At 74.2% G+C, this 21271-nt stretch carries 18 protein-coding genes and 1 pseudogene; 15 read left to right on the top strand and 4 right to left on the bottom strand.

The features are described from left to right. Positions 1-469: pseudogene (locus AB0C78_RS47230) on the top strand (hypothetical protein); the annotation flags it as partial. A gap of 79 nt (positions 470-548) precedes the next feature. Here the strand turns inward: AB0C78_RS47230 and AB0C78_RS47235 are convergent. Beyond that, positions 549-2036, bottom strand: a complete 1488-nt coding sequence (locus AB0C78_RS47235; RefSeq protein WP_360761582.1) for an MFS transporter — start codon at positions 2034-2036, stop codon at positions 549-551. Between the two features lie 189 nt (positions 2037-2225). Continuing rightward, on the bottom strand, positions 2226-2483 hold the full coding sequence (locus AB0C78_RS47240) for a hypothetical protein (protein WP_360761584.1): 258 nt from the start codon (positions 2481-2483) through the stop codon (positions 2226-2228). 322 nt (positions 2484-2805) lie between these two features. On the opposite strand from AB0C78_RS47240, the gene AB0C78_RS47245 reads away from it, so the two are divergent. The 13 genes from AB0C78_RS47245 to AB0C78_RS47305 are packed head-to-tail and all read left to right on the top strand — an operon-like array spanning position 2806 to position 15879. Further along, entirely contained in the window at positions 2806-4269 is a 1464-nt protein-coding gene (locus AB0C78_RS47245) for an FAD-dependent monooxygenase (RefSeq protein ID WP_360761586.1), read from the top strand. Positions 4270-4283: 14 nt separating this feature from the next. Then, on the top strand, positions 4284-4604 hold the full coding sequence (locus tag AB0C78_RS47250) for a TcmI family type II polyketide cyclase (protein WP_151541930.1): 321 nt from the start codon (positions 4284-4286) through the stop codon (positions 4602-4604). Then, positions 4592-5983 (top strand): FAD-dependent monooxygenase, encoded by a 1392-nt coding sequence (locus AB0C78_RS47255; protein WP_360761588.1) that lies wholly within the window; start codon positions 4592-4594, stop codon positions 5981-5983. The genes AB0C78_RS47250 and AB0C78_RS47255 overlap by 13 nt, the downstream gene beginning before the upstream one ends. Next, the gene (locus tag AB0C78_RS47260; RefSeq protein WP_360761589.1) at positions 5976-7250 is read left to right on the top strand and encodes a beta-ketoacyl-[acyl-carrier-protein] synthase family protein; all 1275 of its coding nucleotides are present in this window, start codon (positions 5976-5978) and stop codon (positions 7248-7250) included. Before AB0C78_RS47255 ends, AB0C78_RS47260 begins: the two co-directional genes overlap by 8 nt. Then, the gene (locus AB0C78_RS47265) at positions 7247-8527 is read left to right on the top strand and encodes a ketosynthase chain-length factor (RefSeq protein ID WP_360761591.1); all 1281 of its coding nucleotides are present in this window, start codon (positions 7247-7249) and stop codon (positions 8525-8527) included. Before AB0C78_RS47260 ends, AB0C78_RS47265 begins: the two co-directional genes overlap by 4 nt. After that, positions 8524-8778 (top strand): acyl carrier protein, encoded by a 255-nt coding sequence (locus AB0C78_RS47270; protein ID WP_360761593.1) that lies wholly within the window; start codon positions 8524-8526, stop codon positions 8776-8778. Before AB0C78_RS47265 ends, AB0C78_RS47270 begins: the two co-directional genes overlap by 4 nt. Continuing rightward, complete coding sequence (locus AB0C78_RS47275) at positions 8778-9758, top strand: beta-ketoacyl-ACP synthase 3 (RefSeq protein WP_360761594.1); 981 nt, start codon at positions 8778-8780, stop codon at positions 9756-9758. Before AB0C78_RS47270 ends, AB0C78_RS47275 begins: the two co-directional genes overlap by 1 nt. A gap of 9 nt (positions 9759-9767) precedes the next feature. Next, complete coding sequence (locus AB0C78_RS47280) at positions 9768-10553, top strand: SDR family NAD(P)-dependent oxidoreductase (protein WP_360761596.1); 786 nt, start codon at positions 9768-9770, stop codon at positions 10551-10553. Between the two features lie 9 nt (positions 10554-10562). Next, positions 10563-11480, top strand: a complete 918-nt coding sequence (locus tag AB0C78_RS47285) for an SRPBCC family protein (RefSeq protein ID WP_360761597.1) — start codon at positions 10563-10565, stop codon at positions 11478-11480. After that, the gene (fabI, locus tag AB0C78_RS47290) at positions 11477-12250 is read left to right on the top strand and encodes an enoyl-ACP reductase FabI (protein WP_360761599.1); all 774 of its coding nucleotides are present in this window, start codon (positions 11477-11479) and stop codon (positions 12248-12250) included. The genes AB0C78_RS47285 and fabI overlap by 4 nt, the downstream gene beginning before the upstream one ends. Positions 12251-12272: 22 nt before the next feature. Further along, positions 12273-13985, top strand: a complete 1713-nt coding sequence (gene accD, locus AB0C78_RS47295) for an acetyl-CoA carboxylase, carboxyltransferase subunit beta (RefSeq protein WP_360761600.1) — start codon at positions 12273-12275, stop codon at positions 13983-13985. Continuing rightward, positions 13982-14530 carry a biotin/lipoyl-containing protein gene (locus tag AB0C78_RS47300; RefSeq protein WP_360761602.1) on the top strand — a complete coding sequence of 183 codons (549 nt, stop codon included), beginning with the start codon at positions 13982-13984 and terminating at the stop codon, positions 14528-14530. Before accD ends, AB0C78_RS47300 begins: the two co-directional genes overlap by 4 nt. A 2-nt stretch (positions 14531-14532) precedes the next feature. Continuing rightward, positions 14533-15879 carry a biotin carboxylase N-terminal domain-containing protein gene (locus AB0C78_RS47305; protein WP_360761604.1) on the top strand — a complete coding sequence of 449 codons (1347 nt, stop codon included), beginning with the start codon at positions 14533-14535 and terminating at the stop codon, positions 15877-15879. Between the two features lie 213 nt (positions 15880-16092). On the opposite strand, the gene AB0C78_RS47310 is transcribed toward AB0C78_RS47305, so the two are convergent. Next, entirely contained in the window at positions 16093-16980 is an 888-nt protein-coding gene (locus tag AB0C78_RS47310; RefSeq protein ID WP_360761606.1) for a TauD/TfdA family dioxygenase, read from the bottom strand. Between the two features lie 495 nt (positions 16981-17475). Between AB0C78_RS47310 and AB0C78_RS47315 the strand changes: the two genes are divergently transcribed. After that, a complete protein-coding gene (locus AB0C78_RS47315) occupies positions 17476-18315 on the top strand; it encodes a nitroreductase/quinone reductase family protein (RefSeq protein WP_360761608.1) in 840 nt (279 codons plus the stop codon). 19 nt (positions 18316-18334) lie between these two features. Here the strand turns inward: AB0C78_RS47315 and AB0C78_RS47320 are convergent, their stop codons facing one another. After that, entirely contained in the window at positions 18335-20797 is a 2463-nt protein-coding gene (locus tag AB0C78_RS47320) for a BTAD domain-containing putative transcriptional regulator (protein WP_360761610.1), read from the bottom strand. Positions 20798-21271 lie beyond the last annotated feature (474 nt).

A 21271-nucleotide genomic window follows, 5' to 3' on the forward strand; every position in this document is an offset into this window, starting at 1 on the left:
TGGAGGCGGCGCTGGAGGAGAACGCCGGCCTGCACGCCCAGCTCCTCGCGCCGGCGAGCGCGTCGCCCGGGTGACGTCCGCCGAGGAGGGCGCGTCCGCCGGCTGGCGCTCGCTGCTGGCGGAGCTGCGGCGGCCCGGCTGGTCGCTGCTGGTCTTCGCCGCGGACGGCGACGGTCCCGCGCTGGTCCGGCTGGCGGAGGCGTGCGAGGGCGTCGTCCGGGTCCGCACCGTCCCGGGCCCGGGGGCGGCGGACGGCGAAGGCGCCCTTCCCGGGCCGCTACGGGACCCGGGCGGGCTGCTGGCGAAGGGGCTCGGCGCGCGTCCCGGCGACTGGCTGCTGATCCGCCCGGACGGCTACCTCGCCGCGTCGGGACGGCTGCCCGGCACCGACCCGGCCGCCGTGGCGGAGTCGCTCGGGCTGCGGCTCGGATCCCGGACACCGGCGCGGCACTCGACCGCCCGGTCCTGACCATTGCCCCCGGCGCTCTGCGAAACGCCGAAGCCGGGCCCGTTCCGAGGAACGGGCCCGGCTTCGCGTGCCGCCCCGGCTACGCCCTGGTGCCGGGGATCCGCCGGGGGAGCGCGATGACCAGCACCAGCGCGACGAGGACGAGGGCGGTGTTGGCCAGCAGCGCGTACTGCGAGCCGTGGCTGAACGCGGCGGCGGCCGCGTGCGGGCCGGGGTGGAAGTGCAGGTTCCCGAACAGCACGGTCCCGATGATCGCGATGCCGAGCGCGCTGCCGACCCGCTGGGCGGTGCCGAGGATGGCGCTCGCCGTCCCCGCGTCCTGCGCGGGCACCCGCGCGAGGACGAAGTCCTGGTTGGGGGCGATGACCATCCCGCTGCCGAGCCCGGCGAGCAGCAGCGGGCCGGCGAGCGTCCAGCCGCTCGGGGCCGGCGCGTCGAGGTGGACGACCAGCGCGGCGAGCGCGAGCCCGGCCGCCACCATCACCGAGCCGGTGACCAGCACCATCCGGCCCATCCGCGCCGAGAGCTTGTCGCTCACCGCGGCGGAGACCAGGCTGCCGAACGAGAACGGGACGACGGCGAGGCCCGTCATCAGGGCGCTGCGGCCCAGCCCCTCCTGCCAGAGGATGGAGAGGGTGAAGAACACGCTGGTGAACCCGGCGAAGTAGACGACCGCGAAGGCCGCGCCCGCGGAGAACGACGTCTGCGCGAGCAGGCCGGGCTTGAGCAGCGGGTCCGCCCCGCGGCGTTCGGCGCGCGCCTCCCACACGGCGAGCAGCGCGAACGTGACCGCGCAGGCGCCGAAGCAGGCGTAGCACCAGGCGGGCCAGCCCCTCTCCTGCCCCTCCACGAGGGGGATGAGCAGCAGGAGCAGCCCGGCCGACAGCAGCACCACCCCGACCGGGTCGAACCGGCGGCGGACGAGCGACCGCGCGCGGGGCAGCTGCTTCGCGGCGACCGGCAGCGCGATCGCGCCGATGACGAGGTTCACGAGGAACACCCACCGCCAGCCGTTCCGCGCGCCCCCGCCGGCGATGATCAGGCCGCCGAGCACCGGCCCGAGCGCGATCGACACGCCGATGGTGGCGCCGAGGGCGCCAAACGCCTTCGAGCGCGCCGGGCCGGTGAACGTCAGCTGGATGGTGGCGGCGATGGCCGGGTAGAACGTCCCGGCGCCGAGGCCCTGGACCGCCCGGGCGGTGACGATCTCGGCCTGGTTCTGCGACACCCCGCAGGCCACGCTGGCGAGCGTGAAGACGGCCAGGCCGATGATGAACACGGGCTTGTGCCCGAAGCGGTCGCCGGCGCGCCCGGCCGGGACCAGCGCGAGGCCGAGCGCGAGCGCGTAGGCGGAGACGACCCATTCGAGGCCGGCGGACGAGGCGTGCAGGCCGGTGCGGATCGTGGGCAGGGCGACGGTCACGACCGTGGTGTCGAGCAGGGCCATGAACGCTCCGACGAGCACGACGGCGACGGCCCGCCAGCCGCGGCCCTCGGACGCGCCCTGTCCGCCGGGCGGGGGCGGGAGCTCCGCGCCCGGCCGGGGGTGGGCACCGCGCGCGCTCACCGACTGCTCCTGGGCTGGGTTGCGTCGGCGCGGCCGGCTGTGCGGGCCGCTGCTGGATGCTGTGGGGTCACGCCTTCGACCTTAGTCCGACATAAATTTATGTCAAGCAAACAAAGTTGGTCCGGTAGAGACGGCGGTGTCCGCCCCGCGCGGCGGGCGCCGCACCGCGCCGCGTCCTGGGACCGCGTCCTAGGGCCGCGCGGTCTCGTCCGGTCCGGCGTGCGGCTTCTGCCGGCGGACGTGCCACTCGAGGCCGGCCCACGTCAGCCGCTCCGCGAACGTCAGGGACGGTTCGGGCGGCGCCGGCCCGGGCTCGTCCCGCCTCAGCGCGGACGGGACGCACCAGGCGCTGAGGCCGGCGGCCCTGAGGCCGGCGAGCAGGAACCTGCCCGCCGACAGCAGGGCCCCCGGCAGCAGGAACCGCGGCGGCGCTTCCTCGTCGGCCATCGCACCCTCCGTTCCGTCGATCCGGCTTTTCCGGCCGCTCCGGCTCCGCGCCATTCTTAGAGATTTTCCGCACAACCGGCGACGGGGGCGGCCGACAGTACCCGGGCGGATCACGGCACGGCCCGGCGTTCAACAGACGCGAATAGGCAGTTGAACAACTCGCGGTGACGGCGCACCGCCTGGGAGATTTCGCCACTCCGCCAGCCGCGTTCGTTTCGGCTAATGCCCGGAAGGCTGTTCAACCGGGGCGCCGGGAACTGGCTTCGCGTCACCCTCCTGTGGATCCTTGGGAACGCACGAACGACCCCTAGGCGAGGTGCCCATGAGCGATCTTCAGTCCGTTCCGGCGCAGATACCCGTGGTCATCGTCGGAATGGGCCCGACCGGTCTCATGCTGGCGGGCGAGCTGCGGCTGTGCGGCGTCGACTGCCTGGTGCTGGGCGCCTCGGCGATGCCGCAGAACGAGTCGCGCGCCCTCGGCTTCACGCCCAGCACCCTCGAAATATTCGCGCACCGCGACATGCTCGGCGAGTTCGGTCCGCTGGAACATGTCAAGGCCGTTCATTTCGCCGGAATCGTGATCTCCGCCGATCATCTCTCGTCCCCGCACCTGCCGGTCATGCGCTATCCGCAGTACAAGACGGAAGCCGTTCTGCGGGACCGGGCCGCGCGGTTGGGAGCGACCGTCAGGCCGGGTTACACGGTGACCGGAATCCAGGAATGCGGGGAAAGTCTCGAGACGGTCGCGAACGGCCCGGACGGAACGGTCAGGGTGCGCTCCCAATACGTCGTCGGGTGTGACGGGGCGCACAGCACGGTGCGGAGAATGGCGGGGCTCGCCTATCCGCTCACGCCGCCGAGCGTGCAGATGCTGCTGGCGGACATCGAGCACGCCGGCCTGCCGAACAACCAGTTCGGCAAGAAGACGCCCACCGGCATGGTCATGTCCGGGCCGCTCGACGACACCATCGACCGGCTGATCGTCTGCGACTTCACCGCGGAACCCCTCGAGCGGGGCACCCGGGTCGAGGCGAAGCACCTGGAGCAGGCGTACCGCAACGTCACCGGCGACCCGCTGCCGCCCGGGAAGATCCGCTGGGCGAGCTCGTTCAACGACGCGTCCGGGATGGCCCCGTCGTTCCGCGCGGGGCGGGTCTTCCTCGCCGGCGACGCCGCCCACACCCACCTCCCGGCGGGCGGCCAGGGGATGAACGTCTCCATCCAGGACGCGGTGAACCTGGGCTGGAAGCTCGCCGCCGCCGTCCACGGGTGGGCCCCCGCGGACCTGCTCGACACCTACGACACCGAGCGGCGCCAGGCGGCGGCGGAGCTGCTCGCGAACACCCAGGCGCAGGGGCAGGTCTTCCTCCGCGGCGCCGAGGTCGATCCCGTCCGCCGGCTGCTGGAGCGGCTGTTCACCGTCCCGGAGGCCGCGTCGCTGGCCGCCGACGAGGTGACCGGCATGGCGCTGCGCTACGACCCGGGCGGCGACGCCCCCGAGCCCGTCGGCCGCCTGCTGCCCACCAAGGACCTCCGGCTGCCGGGCGGCGACGGCCCGCCCCGCGGGCTCCTCCGCCACGGGCGGGGGCTCCTCCTGACGTCCCGCGAGGACGGGGAGAGCGCGTCCCTCGCCCGCCCGTGGACCGACCGCGTGGACGTCGTGGCCGTCCCGCGGCCGGGCGAGCCCGACCTCCTCGTCCGCCCCGACGGGCACGTGGCGTGGACCTCGCGCGCGGCCGAGCCGCTCGCCACCGCACTCGCACGCTGGTTCGGCTCCGAGAACTAGAGAAAGGGCAGGTCATGTTCACCACATTGATCATCGCGCGGTTCAGGCGCCCCGACCTCGACGAGATTTCCGGGCTGTTCAAGGAATTCGACGAGACGGACATGCCGCAGCGCATGGGGACCCTGCGGCGGCAGCTCTTCAACTACCGCGACCTCTACATCCACGCCCAGGACTTCGCCGAGGACCACGGCCCCGAGCAGGTGGAGCAGGCCCGGGAGGACCCCCGCTTCGTCCAGATCAGCGCGGACCTGCGCCCGTTCTTCGAGCCCTACGACCCGAGCTGGCAGGGCCCGAAGGACGCCATGGCGTCGTGCTTCTACCGATGGCAGCGATGATGGCCGAGCGCTGGGACGTGCTGGTCGCGGGCGGCGGCCCGGTGGGGAGCCTCCTCGCCGCCGCCCTGGCCGGGCAGGGGGTCTCCGTGCTCGTCCTGGAACGGGACGCGGAGATCTCCGGCCAGACCCGCGCCAGCACGCTGAACTCGCGGTCGATGGAGATCCTGTCCGCGCTGGACATTCCCGGCCTGGACCGCCTGCCGCACGCCATGACGGGCCACTACGCGGGCTTCCCCGTCGGCCTCGACGGGATCGACAGCCCCTGGGCGGGGCTGTGGAAGATGCCGCAGCCCGACCTCGTGCGCGTGCTGCGGGACCGGGCGGTCGACGCCGGGGCCACCGTGCGGACCGGCGTGGCCGTCACCCGGGCGCAGGCCCGGTCGTCGGGCGTCGTCGCGTACGACGCGGCCGGCCGGACGTACGAGAGCGTCTACCTCGTCGGCGCGGACGGGGCGGAGAGCACGGTCCGCGCGGGCCTCGGGCAGGTGCCGCTGCGCGTCCCGGCCGACCGGCACATGATCCGCTGCGACGTCACCGGGGTCGCCGTCACGCCACGCCGGTTCGAACGGCACGGGGACATGGTGGCCACGGCCGGGCCGATCACCTCGGAGATCACCCGGCTGATGCTCTTCTCGCCCCGCTACCGCGCCACCGGCGAGCTCACCTTCGAGGACGTCTGCCGCGACTGGCACGAGGCCACCGGCGAGCGCGTCGACGGGGGCGAGTGCGTGTGGCTCGACCGGTTCTCCAACGGCTGCACGACGGTCCGGGAGTGGAGCGCGGGCAACGTCTTCCTCGCCGGGGACGCCGCCCACGACCAGCCCCCGGTGGGCGGCAGCTCGCTGAACACCGGCCTGCAGGACGCGCACAACCTGGCATGGAAGCTCGCGGCCCTGCTCGGCGGCGCGCCGCGCGAGCTGGCGGCCACCTACGGCCTCGAACGCGCGGAGGCGACGGCCCGGATGCAGCGGAGCGTCCGGGAGCAGGAGGCGCTGATCTTCGGCCCCGACCTGGACCGCCGCGCCGCCGCGCGCGACCGCCTGGAGCGATCCGCCGGGTTCCGCCGGCAGGTCGCGCGGTCCGTCTCGGGCCTCGACGCCCACTACATGGGCAGCACCCTGACCGGACCGCGGCTGTCGCCCCGGCAGCTCGCCAGGGCGCTGCGCCGGAGCCCGCTGCCGAGCGAGGAGGCCGCGCTCGGCCGGCAGGGCGTCATCGTCACCGGCGACCGCACCGGGGACCCGCTCCTGGTCGTCCGCCCGGACGGCCACGTCGCCTGGGTCGCCGGGCACCCGGGCACGGGGCCGTCGACGGCCGTCGACCGCTGGTTCGGGGACTTCGTGAAACCGATCGTGATGAATGCGAGGAGCAGTGACTAGTCGAGCACGGCGCGCCGTGATCACCGGGCTCGGGGTGGTGGCGCCGGGCGGCATCGGCACCAAGGCGTTCTGGGAGACGCTGAGCGCCGGCCGCACCGCCACCCGTCCCATCACGCTGTTCGACGCCGAGCCGTTCCGCTGCCGGATCGCCGCCGAGGTGGACTTCGATCCGGCCCGCGAGGGGCTGTCGCCGAAGGAGGCCCGCCGCCTGGACCGGGCCGGCCAGTTCGCGCTGGTGGCCGTCCGGGAGGCGCTGGCCGACAGCGGGATCGCCGACACCGTCGACCGCACCCGCCTCGGCGTCAGCCTGGGCAGCGCCATCGGCAGTTCGACCCGCATGGAGGAGGAGTACGTCGCGGTCAGCGACCGCGGCCGCGACTGGCTGGTGGACCACCGGTTCGCCGTCCCCTACTCCTACCCGTACATCACCGTCAGCTCGCTGGCCACCGAGGTCGCGTGGGCGGCAAGGTGCGAGGGCCCCGTCGTGGTCGTCTCCGCGGGCTGCACCTCGGGGCTCGACGCCGTCGGGCACGCGGTGCAGCTCGTCGAGGACGGCACCGCCGACGTGATGATCACCGGGGCGACCGACGCCCCGCTGACCCCGATCACCCTCGCCTGCTTCGACGCGCTGAAGGCCACCACGCCGCGCAACGACGACCCGGCCGGCGGCTGCCGGCCCTTCCACCGCGACCGCAACGGCATCGTGCTCGGCGAGGGCGCGACCGTCCTCGTCGTGGAGGAGTACGAGCACGCCCGCCGCCGCGGCGCGGACATCCGCGCCGAGGTGCTCGGGTACGCCAACCGCGCCAACGCCCACCACATGACCGGCCTGCGGCCCGACGGGCTGGAGCTCGCCGAGGCGATCCGCGCGGCGCTCGCCAAGGCCGAGGTGAGCCCGGCCGACGTCCAGTACGTCAACGCCCACGGCTCCGGCACCCGGCAGAACGACCTGCACGAGACGTCCGCCGTCAAGCGCGCGCTCGGCGCGCACGCCTACGACATCCCGATGAGCTCCATCAAGTCGATGATCGGCCACTCGCTCGGCGCGATCGGCGCGATCGAGATCGCCGCCTGCGTGCTGACCATCCGGAACGGGGTCATCCCGCCCACCGCCAACCTCACCGAGCAGGACCCGCAGTGCGACCTCGACTACGTGCCGCTGGTCGCGCGGCCGCAGCGGACCGACACCGTCCTCACCATCGGCAGCGGCTTCGGCGGCTTCCAGTCGGCGATGGTGCTCGGCGCGGTCGACATGGAGGCGGCATGACCGGCGCGGTCGTCACCGGGCTCGGCGTCGCCTCGCCGAACGGGGTGGGCACGGAGGAGTACTGGCGGGCGACGCTGGAGGGGCGCAGCGGGATCCGCCCGATCCGGCTGTTCGACGCCGCGCCGTACCCGGTCCGGCTCGCCGGCGAGGTCGACTTCGACGCCGAGGCGTACATCCCCGGCAAGTTCCGGGCGCAGACCGACCAGATGACGCAGCTCGCCATGGCCGCGACCGTGATGGCGTTCGCGGACGCCGGCCTCGACCCCGCCGGGATGCCGGCGTTCGAGATGGGCGTCACGGTGGCGAACTCGTCCGGCGGGATCATGTTCGGGCAGCGCGAGCTGCAGCAGCTCTGGTCGCAGGGGCCCACCTACGTGTCGGCGTACATGTCGGTCGCGTGGTTCTACGCGTCGACCGCCGGGCAGCTGTCGATCCGGCACGGCATGAAGGGGCCCGCGCTGGTGCTGGCCTCCGAGCAGGCCGGCGGCCTCGACGCGGTCGGCCACGCCCGGCGGCAGATCAGGTGCGGCACCCCGCTGATGGTGACGGGCGGCAGCGACGCCTCCCTGGCGCCGGTCGGGCTGGCCTTCCAGATCGCCACCGGCATGCTCAGCACCCGCCGCGACCCGTCCCGCGCCTACCTGCCCTTCGACCGCGACGCCAACGGCTACCTGCCCGGCAACGGCGGCGCCATCCTCGTCCTGGAGGACGCGGCCGCGGCCGAGGCCCGCGGCGTGCCGGGCGTCTACGGCGAGATCGCCGGGTACGCCGCCACGTTCGACCCGCCCCTCGACGACGGCGAACCCGGCCCGGACACCGCCGCCTACGACCCGCCGCGCGGCTCCGGGCGCTCGCCCCGGCTGCGGCGCGCCGCGGAACTGGCGCTCGCCGACGCCGGCGTCGCGCCCGGCGACATCGACGTCGTCTTCGCCGACGCCTGGGGCCTCCCGGCCCTGGACTGGGAGGAGGCGCGCGCCATCACCGAGCTGTTCGGCCCGCGCGGCGTCCCCGTCACCGCCCCCAAGACCATGACCGGCCGCCTGTACGCGGGCGCCGCGCTCGACCTCGTGACGGCGCTGCTGTCGATCCGGGACGGCGTCATCCCGCCGACCCTCAACGTGACCGAGCCGGCGCCCGGCACCGACCTCGACCTGGTGCTGCGCGAACCCCGCCGCCGCACCGTCCGCCACGCCCTCGTCCTGGCGCGGGGGCTCGGCGGGTTCAACTCCGCGATCGTCGTCTCCGCACCCACCACTCACGCAAGGAGCAGCACATGACCGACTTCACCGTCGCCGACCTCAAGGACATCATGCTGAAGGCCGCGGACGGCACCGCCCCGGCCCTGGACGGCGACTTCCTCGACACCCCGTTCCCCGAGCTGGAGTTCGACTCGCTGGCCGTGCTGGAGATCGCCACCCTGCTCCAGCAGAACTACCACCTGGTCATCCCGGACGAGGCCGTCGCCGAGCTGACCTCGCCGCGGGTCGTCCTCGACTACGTCACGGCGCGGCTCCGCGAGAGCGAATGATGGCCCGGCACAGCCGCATCATCGGCCTCGGCGCCTACCGGCCGAGGCGCTCGGTCGGCAACGCCGAGATCGCCTCCCGGCTCGGCCTCAGCGAGGACTGGATCGTCAAGCGGTCCGGCATCCGGCACCGGGGCTACGCGGGCCCCGACGAGCCGCTGTCCATGATGGCGCGCGAGGCGGCGGCCAAGGCGCTGGCGGACGCGGGGCTCGACCCCGCGCGGATCGGCGCCGTCGTCGTCGCGACCGTCACGCACCTGTCCCAGATGCCATCGCTGGCCTCGCAGGTCGCCCATGAGCTGGGCGCGGTCAACGCCGCCGCCTTCGACATGCTGGCCGCCTGCGCCGGCTTCCCGTACGCGCTCGCCGTCGCCTCCGACCTCGTCAAGTCGGGCACGGCGGACCACGCCCTGGTCATCGGCGCGGAGCGGATGACCGACATCGTCGACCCCGACGACGCCGCCACGGCGTTCCTGTTCGCCGACGGCGCGGGCGCGGTCGTGGTCGGCCCGTCCGAGCGGCCGGGCATCGGGCCCGTCGCGTGGGGCTGCGACGGGTCCCGCGCCGACGCGGTCGGGATGACCGGCCACTGGCGGCCCGAGCTGCACGGCGACCCGTCCGTGCCGTGGCCCCGCCTCGGCATGATCGGGTGGCGCGTCTACCGGTGGGCCAGGGACGACCTCGCCGCCGCCGCGCGCCGGGCGATCGAGGCCGCCGGTCTGGCGCCCGGCGACCTCGACGCGCTCATCCCGCACCAGGCCAACCTCCTGATCATCGACGAGCTGGCGCGGCAGCTCGGGCTGCGCGACGGCGCGGTCGTCGCCCGCGACATCGCCGAGAGCGGCAACACCTCCGCCGCGTCCATCCCGATGGCGATGGAACGGCTGCTGGCCGCGGGCGAGGTGACCAGCGGGATGACCGCGCTCACCATCGGCTTCGGTTCCGGCCTGGCCTACGCCGGCCAGGTCATCGAGATTCCCTGAGGAGCGGCAATGACGGACGTCAGTACCCGGGTGGCGCTGGTCACCGGGGCCACCAGCGGCATCGGCCTGGAGACGGCCCGGGCCCTCGGCAGGGCCGGCCACCCGGTGTTCCTGTGCGCGCGTGACGCGGACCGGGTCACCGCGACGGTCAAGGACCTGATCGGCGAGGGGATCGAGGCGGACGGCGCCGCCGCCGACGTGTCGTCCGGCGCGGACGTGAAGGCGCTCGTGCGGGCGGCGGTGCGCCGCTTCGGCACGATCGACATCCTGGTCAACAACGCCGGCCGCGGCGGCGGCGGGATCACCGCCGACCTCACCGACGAGGTGTGGCAGGCGGTCATCGACACCAACCTCACCGGCACGTTCCGCGTCACCCGCGAGGTGCTCGCGGCCGGCGGGCTCGCCGGGCGCCCGTGGGGCCGGATCATCAACATCGCCTCGACCGGCGGCAAGCAGGGGGTCGTGTACGCCGCCCCGTACTCCGCCTCGAAGCACGGCGTGGTCGGCTTCACCAAGGCGCTCGGCCTGGAGCTGGCCGGGACCGGGATCACCGTCAACGCCGTCTGCCCCGGATACGTGGAGACGCCCATGGCCGTCACGGTGCGGCAGGGCTACGCCGCGGGCCTGGACATCACCGAGGACGAGGTGCTGAAGCGCTTCCTCGCCAAGATCCCGCTGGGCCGGTACTCGACCCCGCAGGAGGTGGCGGGCCTGGTCGGCTACCTCGCCACCGACACCGCGGACTCCATCACCGCCCAGGCGATCAACGTCTGCGGCGGACTCGGCAACTACTGAGAGGCACCGATGCAGATCCGGCAGACCGAGCACGCCATCACGGTCCCGGCCCCGGCCGGCACCGTGTACCGCCTGATCGCGGACGCCGAGCGGTGGCCCGCGATCTTCACCCCGACCGTCCACGTCGAGTACCTGCCCGCCGGGCCCGGGGCCGAGCAGCGGCTGCGGATCTGGGCCTTCGCCGGCGACGCCGTCCGCAGCTGGGTCTCGCACCGGACGCTGGACCCGGTGGCCCGGCGGGTCGCGTTCCGGCAGACGAGCCCGGCGCGTCCCGTCGCGGCGATGCGCGGCGAGTGGCACGTCGTCCCGGCCGGCGAGGGGAGCGAGGTCGTCTTCCGGCACTGGTTCTCCGCCGAGAACGACGACGCGGACGTCCTGGACAGGATCGAGGAGGTGGTGGAGCACAACAGCCGCGCCGAGCTGGACTCGCTGCGCGACGCCGCGAACCGCGCACACCTCCTCGTCGACTGGGAGGACGAGGTGGCCGTCGGCCCCGGGCAGGAGCGGGTCTTCCGGTTCCTCGCCGACGCCGCGCAGTGGCCGACGCTGATCCCGCACGTGGCGAGGGTCGACCTGCACGAGGACGCCGCCGGCGTCCAGCGGCTGGAGATGGACACCGTGCCGAGCACCGGCGGCGACGTCCACACCACCGTCTCGGTCCGCGTCCTGCTGCCGCCGGAGACGATCGTCTACAAGCAGACGACGCTGCCCGACTTCCTCACCGCGCACGTGGGCTCCTGGCACGTGCGCGAGGACGGCAGCGCGGTCGCGAAGCACACCGTGGTGCTCAAGGAGGAGGCCATCACCGCGATCCTCGGGCCGGACGGCACGGTCGAGCAGGCCGCCGCGCTGGTCCGCCGGTCGATCGGCGGCAACAGCATGGCGACGCTCCGCCGCGCCCGCGAGCTCGCCCCGACGGCGCCGTGACCGGGATCCTCGAGGGCCGGAGCCTCCTGGTGACGGGGGTGCTCACCGAGTCCTCCATCGCCTACGCGGTCGCGCGCCGCGCCCAGCTGGAGGGCGCGCAGGTCGTGCTGTCCTCCTACGGCCGCGCCGCCCGCATCACCCGGCACATCGCCGCGCGCCTGCCGGACAAGGCCCCGGTCATCGAGCTGGACGTGACCAGCGAGGACGACCTCGCGGCCCTGCCCGACCGGGTCAGCGCGCACTGCCCGAGGCTCGACGGGGTGCTGCACGCCGTCGCGTTCGCGCCGCGGTCCGCGCTCGGCGGCGAGTTCCTCACCACCGGGTGGCCGGACGTCGCGACGACGATGCACGTCTCGGCGTACTCGCTGAAGGCGCTCGCGACGGCCTGCCTGCCGGTGCTCGCCACGCCCGCGTCCATCGTCGGGCTGGACTTCGACGCCTCGACCGCCTGGCCCGGCTACGACTGGATGGGGGTGGCGAAGGCCGCACTGGAGTCCGCCACCCGCTACCTGTGCCGCGAGCTCGGCCCGCGCGGCGTCCGGGTCAACCTGGTCGCCGCCGGGCCGCTGCGGACCAAGGCGGCCACCAGCATCCCGGGCTTCGCCGGCTTCGAGGCCGCCTGGCACGGCGGCGCCCCGCTCGGCTGGGACGTGACCGACGCCGAGCCCGCGGCGCGCGCCTGCGTCGCCCTGCTGTCGGACTGGTTCCCCAGTACCAGCGGCGAGATCGTCCACGTCGACGGCGGCTTCCACGCCACCGGCGGCCGATGAACCGAAGAGGAGACCGACTCCGATGACCACATCGCTGTGGCACATCTGCGAAGGCTGCCAGACGATCCTGTACCAGCCTCGCTTCGCCCGCGCGCTCGGCGTCTGCCCGGACTGCGGCCGCCATGCCAGGGTCGGCGCCACCGACCGGCTGGCGCAGCTCCTCGACCCGGGCTCCGCCGAGCTGCTGCCCATGCCGGACGTCCTGGCCGACCCGCTGGAGTTCACCGACTCCAAGCCCTATCCCGCGCGCCTTGAAGAGGCCCGCCGCGCGACCGGCCAGGACGAGGCCATCGTGTGCGCGCGCGGGCTGATCGACGGCCGTCCCGTCATCGCCGCCGTGATGGACTTCGCGTTCCTCGGCGGCAGCCTCGGGTCGGCCGTCGGGGAGGCCATCACCACCGCGGCCGAGACGGCGCTGGAGGAGCGCACCCCGCTGCTGATCGTCTCGGCGTCCGGCGGCGCGAGGATGCAGGAGGGCGCGCTGTCCCTCATGCAGATGGCCAAGACCAGCGGCGCGCTCGCGCGGCTGGACGAGGCCGGCGTCCTGACGATCTCGCTGGTCACCGACCCGACCTACGGCGGCGTCGCCGCGTCCTACGCGACGCTCTGCGACGTCATCCTCGCCGAGCCGGGCGCCCGGCTCGGCTTCGCGGGCCCCCGCGTCATCGCGCAGACCATCCGGCAGTCGCTCCCGCCCGGCTTCCAGACCGCGGAGTTCCTGCTGGAGCACGGCCTGATCGACGGGATCGTGCCGCGCGCCGCCGTCCGGCCGACGCTGGCGAGGCTGCTGCGCATGGGCAGGCCCGCCCGGGACGGCGGGCCGGCCGTCCGCGATGCCGCGGTCGTCCGGGAGGCTCCGGTCGTCCGCGACCCGGGCCGGCTGCCCGAGCACGACCCGTGGGAGACCGTCCGGCTCGGCCGCCACCTGGACCGCCCGACCGCCCTGGACCACCTGGCGTCGGTGTTCGACGACTTCCTGGAGCTGCGCGGCGACCGCCTCGGCGGCGACTGCCCGGCGATCGTCGGCGGGTTCGCCCTGCTCGGCGACGTCCCCGTCATGGCGGTCGGCACCCAGAAGGGCCACGACCCCCGGGAGCTGACGGCGCGCGGGTTCGGCATGGCGACGCCCGCCGGCTACCGCAAGGCGGCGCGGCTGATGCTGCTCGCCGCCAAGCTCGGCCTGCCGATCGTGACGCTCGTGGACACGCCGGGCGCCTTCCCCGGCCTGGCCGCCGAGGAGCACGGCCAGGCGATGGCCATCGCCGAGAACATCCGGCTGATGGCGTCCCTGCCGGTGCCGATCGTCACGGTCATCACCGGGGAGGGCGGCAGCGGCGGGGCGCTCGCGCTGGCGGTGGCGAACCGGGTCCTGATCTTCTCCAACGGCACCTACTCGGTCATCAGCCCGGAGGGGTGCGCGTCGATCCTGTGGAAGGACACGGCGGCGGCCCCGAAGGCCGCGCGGAACCTGCGCATCGACGCGCGGGAGCTGCTGCGGCTCGGCATCGTGGACGGCGTGGTCCCGGAGCCGCCCGGCGGCGCGCACCTGGCGCCGGGCGAGGCGTCCCGCACCCTGCGCGCCGCGCTGACCGGTGAACTCGCGGCCCTGCTGGGCCGCCCGGCGGGGGAGCTCCTGGCGCAGCGCCACGAGCGGTTCCGCAGCTTCGGCACCCCGCCCGACATGGACGATCCACGCGTCGAGCGCGACGTTCAGACGACGAGGGCAGGACGATGACCGCAGAAGAGACCGCCGCGGAAGAGACGGCCACCGAAGAGACGGCCACCGGGGGGACCGGTACCGACGGGACCGCCGCGGAGGAGGCTTTCGAAGAGGTCCGGGTGGGGCTGGCGAGGCTGCTCGCCGACCTGCCCCGGCTGCCGTCGGCGCTGCGGGTGCAGGCCCGGGACGTGGCCATCGAGGTCACCTGGGACGCCCCCGCGGCCCCCGCGGCCCCCGCGGGCGCTCCCACCGCCGCCGACGCTGCCGCCGCGCCGCCGGCCTTGCCGGCCGCGCCGCAGCAGAGCGACGCCGGGCTCCTCCACGTGGTCGCGCCCACGGTCGGGGTCTTCTACCGGGCGCCGGAACCCGGCGCCGCCCCGTTCGTGGACGTCGGCACCGTCGTCGAGTCCGGCGAGCAGGTCGCGATCGTGGAGGCCATGAAGCTGTTCCTGCCGGTCGAGGCCGAGCGGCGCGGGCGTGTCGCGGCGGTCCTCGTGCAGGACGGCGCGTCGGTGGAGTACGGCGAGCCGCTGCTCGCGCTGGAACCGATCGAGGCGTGACCATGTTCCGCACCGTGCTCATCGCCAACCGCGGCGAGATCGCGCTCCGGGTCGCCCGCACCTGCCGGGAGCTCGGCGTCCGGGTCGTCGCGGTCCACTCCACCGAGGACCGCGACAGCCTGCTGGTCCGCTTCGCCGACGAGGCCGTCGCGATCGGGCCCGCCCCCGCCAGGCGCAGCTACATGTACGCGCCGGCCATCCTGGAGGCCGCCCGGCGGACGGGCGCGGAGGCGATCCACCCCGGCTACGGCTTCCTGTCCGAGGACCCGGACTTCGCCGCCGCCGTCGCGAGCGAGGGGCTCACCTTCATCGGGCCGCCGAGCGGCGTCGTGGCGGCGCTCGGCGACAAGACCCACGCCCGCGAGCTGCTCAGCGCCGCCGGGATGCCGCTGCTGCCCGGCAGCCTGAAGCCGCTGGCGGACGCGGCCGCCGCCCACCGGCTGGCCGACGAGATCGGCTACCCGGTGATCATCAAGGCGGCGATGGGCGGCGGCGGCCGCGGGCTGCGGGTGGTGCGCGCCTCCGCGGACTTCGCGGAGGCCTACCGCGAGACCCGGGCGCAGGCGCTGTCGCTGTTCGGCGACTCGCGCGTCTACGTCGAACGCTACGTCCCGACGGCCCGGCACGTGGAGATCCAGATCCTCGCCGACTCCTACGGCAACGTCGTCCACCTCGGCGAGCGCGACTGCACCGTGCAGCGCCGCCACCAGAAGCTGATCGAGGAGACCCCCGCGCCGGGCCTGCCGCGCGAGACGGTCGAGCGGATGGGCCGCGCGGCCGTCGAGGGCGCCCGTGCGGCCGGGTACGTCGGCGCCGGCACGTTCGAGTTCATCGTCGACGACGCGGGCGACTTCCACTTCCTGGAGGTCAACTGCCGGATCCAGGTGGAGCACCCGGTGACGGAGCTGGTGACGGGCATCGACCTGGTCGCCGAGCAGCTCCGCATCGCCGCGGGCGAACCGCTCGCCCTCGGCGAGGTGGAGCGGCGCGGCGCCGCGATCGAATGCCGGATCAACGCCGAGGACCCGGCGCGCGACTTCGCGCCCGCGCCGGGCACGCTCACCGAGTTCGTCCCGCCCGGCGGGCCGTTCGTCCGCGTGGACACCGCCGCCTACCAGGGCGGACGCGTGTCGCCGGCGTACGACTCGCTCATCGCCAAGCTGATCGTGTGGGCGCCCGACCGGGAGCAGGCGATCGCCAGGTCCGCGCGGGCGCTCTCCGAGTTCCGGATCGGCGGGCCCGGCATCGCCACGACGGCGGGGTTCCTCGCCGAGACGGTGACGAGCCCGGCGTTCCGCGCCGGCACCCACACGACCTCGTCCCTCACGCCCCCGGCGCCGGGGACCTGAGCGCCGCCCGCCCCGCAGAGCCCGCATCGGGTGATGGAGAAATCCGCCATCACCGATGCGGGCTTTCGGCGCTCGGCCCGGGGGTCGTGCAGGCGCTCCATGTCGCCGTGGTCATGCGGACGCCCTTCGGGCATGCGTACGCCCCGCCCGTTGAGGCGATCCACCGGATCGGTGGCGCTCCACGGGCGGGGCATTGGCAGGGCGGCGGTGCGGTCAGTCGAAGTTGGCGTAGGCGAAGCGGGTGTAGATCTCGCGGTTGCCGGTGAACGGGCGCCGGCCGTGCATGACGCGCGAGTTGTCGACCATGACGACGTCGCCGGGCCGCCAGGGGATCGCGATCTCCACGCGCTCCGCGGCGTCGATGATGTCCTGCCGCAGCTCGTCCGGGATCGGCGTGCCGTCCGCGAACGCGCACGCCACGCGGTCGTGCTCGTAGCCGCGGGCGATGGAGCCGGCGTAGACGGGCTCGCCGCCCGAGCGCGGCCGGGTGAACGCCGGGATCGTGTACTCCAGCGACAGCATGTCGCCGTCGAAGCTGAAGGCGTGCTCGGCCTCCGGGACCTTCGGATCGGGCCCGGACAGCTTCGCGGTGGCCTCCTCCACCGACGACACCTCGAGGAAGCGGGTCCAGATCCGCGGAGGGGCGGTGAAGCTGTACTTCAGCGGCTTGGCGGAGAACGCCTCCCGCGAGTCGGGCTTGAGGCCCTCCACCGTCCGCGCGCCGTCGTAGAGCGTCGTCTCGCCGCCCTCGTCGGCCGGACGGACGCAGTAGAACCACAGGACGTCGGGCGAGAACGGCATGTACCGGAGCTCCGAGTGCGGGCCGATCCGCTCGGTGCCCGCGACGACCGTCTGCAGGGTGTCCTTGCCGTCGATCTTGTCGCGGTTCGACCCACCGTGGCTGCGGAAGCGGGTGCTGAACCGCTCCGCGAACGAGCAGAAGCTCTCCACCCCGCCGGTGAATCCGCGGAACATCAGCGCCCCGGACTCCCGGAAGGCGGCGAGCACGTCGTCCCGGGAGAGGTCGAGCAGATCCTCGCCGTTCCCGGAGACCAGGGTCCCCCCGTTTTCGGTCAGTGGCGCCGTGTCGAGCTTTGGCATGGGTTTCCTTCCTGGATCGGATGAATTCAGGTATGCGGAATGACGCAGAGTCCTGTGGAAACCGGGCCGCCGAAGACCCGCATAAAGCCGACTTTCGCAGCCTCCCGGGTAAAGGTCAACGCCGCCGGCGGGCCCCTCGCCCGGGCGCGGGCATTGACAGCCGGACGACGGTGTAGCGGCCCGGATGCCGCGCTGCTGGCGCGGCTCGGCGATCATGAACAATGATCACCTGACGCCCGGGGGTGTGCTCGAATCATGGGGAATGACCTGCGTAAACGTCTGAACGCCATTCGCGTGAGACCGTAGGTCGGTGATGACGTAGTCGGCTGTTCAACTGCTTTCCTGCATCAGTTGAGCGTCTCCGCACGACCTCCGCCAGTTCGCCGGACGGAACGGGATCGGGCGGTCTCGCGGCCGCACATCTACACTCGGCACGGCGACCTTCCCGCTCAATTCGCCGGCGTCCGCCCGGCCATCCCGTGAGGAGTCCCGACAATGGCGCTCGACGACAATGAGCGGGCTGTGGCGGAGTTCCGGGCGAGCCGGGGCGGCCTCGGCGGGCCGTTCGCAGGCGCCCGGATCGTCGTCCTCACCACCGGCCGCGGCGCGGCCGGCGGGACACTCGTTCAGCCCGTCGCCTTCCATTACGGCGAAAAGGGGAGCCTGCTGCTCGCCGCCGTTCCCGCCGATGACGGCACCCTGCCGGAATGGTACGGAAACGTGCTCGCGGACCCGCGGGTCTCGGTGGAGACCGGCACGGCCGTCATCGAGGCCGACGCCCGTCCCCTCACCGGATGGGAGCGCGACACCGTGTACGCCCAGCTGGCCGAGGTGACCCCCGGGCTCCACGAGAAGCAGAGGCTCCTGGCCGGGCCCATCCCGATCGTGGCGCTGCGGACCCGCTCCCGCGCGCGGCTCGCCGCGGAACCGTGGGGAGACGAGCTGAAGGCCGTGCACGACGGGTTCCGCCGGGAGCTCGCGCTGATCCGCGAGGAGATCGCGGCGGGCGGGCCGAAGCTCGCCGCGCAGCTGCGGGTCAACTGCCTGACCGCCTGCGCGATGCTGCACCGCCACCACGTCACCGAGGACGACGAGGTCTTCCCGAAGATCGACCGGCTCCATCCGGAACTCGCCGGCGCGGTGCGGGGCCTGCGGGACGAGCACCGCCGGCTGGCGGAGCTGGTCGGCCGGCTTCAGGACCTCGCCGCCGACGAGACGAGCGGTTCGGCGGCGGTCCTCGCCGAGGTGGACGGGCTCACCGCGGAGATCGAGGCGCACCTCGACCGCGAAGAGGAACGGCTCGTCCCCGTCCTGAACGCGCTGAAGACGAAGTAGCGGCGGCCTCCCGCGCGGCTCACTGCGGGCCGCTCAGGTTCTCCCAGTGCTCCTCGCTGTTGAAGAACCACGCCGCGGCCCGCGACAGCTGCCACGCGTGCGGGTAGTAGCTGCCCTTCACGGCCAGTTCGATGGCGGCGCGCAGGGTGGGCCGCTCGTCCAAGGCCCACTGCACCGCCTGCTGCGCGTCGCCGATGCTCTCGGGGACGACCCCCGGCCGGGGCTCGTCCAGCGTCTGCTGGGCGAGGTGGGGGAAGAGCAGGGCCGACACGGAGCTCGCACTGTGCAGGTAGTAGTCGAGCAACCGGTAGACGGCGGCGCGCCGGTCGGCGACGCCGAGGCTCCGCTCGGCGGCCTCCGCCGCGTAGACGCGCACTAAATCGTGGCAGGCGTAACGGCCGGGAGCGTGCCCGGTGAGCAGATGCACATCGCACAGGTCGTCCAGGGCCGCCTGCGCCTGCGGCCAGCCCGACCCGCACAGGGCGGCGACGGCGGGGACGGAGAAGTCGGGGCCCGGATGCAGTCCGAGCAGCGGGAACAGCTTCGCGGCGGTGTCGCTCAGCTTGGCCTGCGACAGCGAGAACGCGGCCCGGATGCTCGTCGCGGGCTCGCCCGTCTCCAGCGCGTCCAGGCGGCCTGGCTCGTCCCTCATCTCGGCGACCAGCGCGCCCAGCGGGAGGTCGGGATGCGCCGCGGCGTAGGCGGTCGCGTTGCACAGGGCCAGGGGCAGCCGGGCGCACAGCGCGATCAGCTCCCCGGCGGCGCCCGGATCGGCGGCCACCCGCTCGGCGCCGAGCGCCCGCGCGAGCAGGCGGTGCGACTCCTCGTCCGTCAGGCCGGGGACGGTGACCAGATGCGCGCCGTTCCCGGCGGCCAGGCCGATGAGCCGGTGCCGGCTGGTGACGAGCACCAGGCAGCCGGGGGAGCCCGGCAGCAGCGGGCGCACCTGCTCGGCGTCCCGCGCGTTGTCCAGCACGATGAGCATCCGCCTGCCCGCCAGCGTGCTGCGGTACAGGGCGGCGAGCCGGGCGGTGTCCGCGTGGGTCTCGGACGGCGGGACCCCGAGCGCGGTCAGGAAGCCGCTCAGCACCTCGGCGGGATCCACCGGCGGCCCCGAGGAGGAGAACCCGCGCAGGTCGGCGAACAGCTGCCCGCCGGGGAACCGGTCGGCGACCTCGTGCGCCCAGCTGATCGCCAGCGCCGTCTTCCCGATGCCCGCCATCCCGGTCAGCGCGGCCACCGCCACCTTGCCCGCCTCGGGCGCGTCCTCGCCCAGCAGGCCGGACAGCAGCCCCCGCTCGCGGTCGCGGCCGGTGAAGTACCGCGCCGACGCGGGCAGCTGCCTCGGCACCGCCGGGACGAGCGCCGGCGGCTCGTACGCGAGCCGCGCGCGCGGGATGTCCTGGCGCAGGACGCGCAGGTGCGCGCTGGTGAGCTCCTCGCCGGGGTAGATCGCGAACTCGCGGTCCAGGCGGCTGCGGAGGTCCTCGTAGATGTGCAGGGCCGCCGCCTGCTGGCCGCTGCCGGCGAGCGCGATCATCAGCCGGGCGTGCACCCGCTCGTTCAGCGGCTCCGCCGCGGCGAGCGCGTGCAGCCGCGGCAGGACCCGGTCGTGGAGCCCGAGGCCGCAGGCGATCTCGGCGCTGCGCACGAGCACGTCGGACAGCTCCCGCCGGTACATCGCCACGCACGGCTGGTTGTGCAGGACCTCCAGGTCCGCCAGCGGGTCGCCGCGCCACAGCCGGAGGGCCTGCTCGTACAGGTCGCACGCCCGGTGGTCGTCGCCGGCCGCGTGCGCCGCGTCGGCCTTGGCGACCAGGGCCCGGAAGGTGAGCAGGTCGAGCTGCTCGGGACGCACCTGCAGGCGGTAGCCGCCGACGGCGGAGGCGATGACCTTGGTGCCGTTGCCGTCCGGCACGAGCAGCTTCCGGAGCCGGCTGACGTGCGCCTGGATCAGGCTCGGCGCGGTGCTCGGCGCCGACTGCCCCCACAGCACCTCCATGATGGTGCCGCGCCGCACCACGCTGCCCGGTTCCAGCGCCAGCAGGCCGAGCAGCGCGCACCGGCTCGGCGGCCCGAGGTTCAGCGGCCTCCCGTCGAGCGAGGTCTCCAGCGGGCCGAGGACGCCGAGCCACAGCCCCTGCTGCGGCCGTCCCGGACGCGGCTGCCTGACCGGCTCCTGCGGCGGCGGGTCGTGCTCGATCCGGGCGGGAGCGGCCGGACGCGCGGCCGGGCGCACCGGCGAGGCCGAGCTGAAGGCCAGCTCGGCGGCCTGGCTGGAGTCCAGGCCGAGCGCCTCGGCCAGCGCCGACACCGAGCCGGGCCGCGGGCGCGAATGGCGGCCCTGCTCCAGGTCGCGGAGGGCGGCGACGCTGATGCCCGCCTTCCTGGCGAGCTCCTGCTGCGTCAGGCCGGCTCTGTTGCGGTGGGTGCGCACCAGGTCGGCCAGCGGGATGGTCGACTCGCCGTTTCCTCGGCTCATGAGCTAATTCCCTCTTCGTTCGGCCTGGTGTTGAGGGGTGAGGACGGTCGGGGGCGGGTGCGTCGCCGACCCGCCGGGCGAGCGGACCCGGGCATGCCGCCGCGCCGCCCGGAGCGATCCAAGGCCCGGCCGCGGGCGCGGGCCCGCGGCGCTGCCGGGCGCCGGATCGCCGCCGGACGCCGTGCCGGCCGCGTCGGCGAGGAAGGCCGCGGCGGGCGGCCCGGCGGTCCGCGGCGGCGCCTAGCGCGGCGCCGCGCGGCCGTGGCCGGGTCCGCGGCGGCCCGCGATCAGCGTGTGGGCGCGCCGGACGAGGTCTGCGGACACCGCACTGGCGCCACCAGAACGAACGTGCGCATCATGGCCCCCCAATCTCGCGCATTAACCTCGCGCTTTCATGGCGGATTGATTCCGGCTGGTCGTTGACATGAGAAAAGTGCTCCTGAACTGGGAGGATAGGGCTTGCTGAAGGTCCTG

Source organism: Actinomadura sp. NPDC048394 (assembly GCF_040651755.1).
GTDB classification, from domain to species: Bacteria; Actinomycetota; Actinomycetes; order Streptosporangiales; family Streptosporangiaceae; genus Spirillospora; species Spirillospora montaniterrae.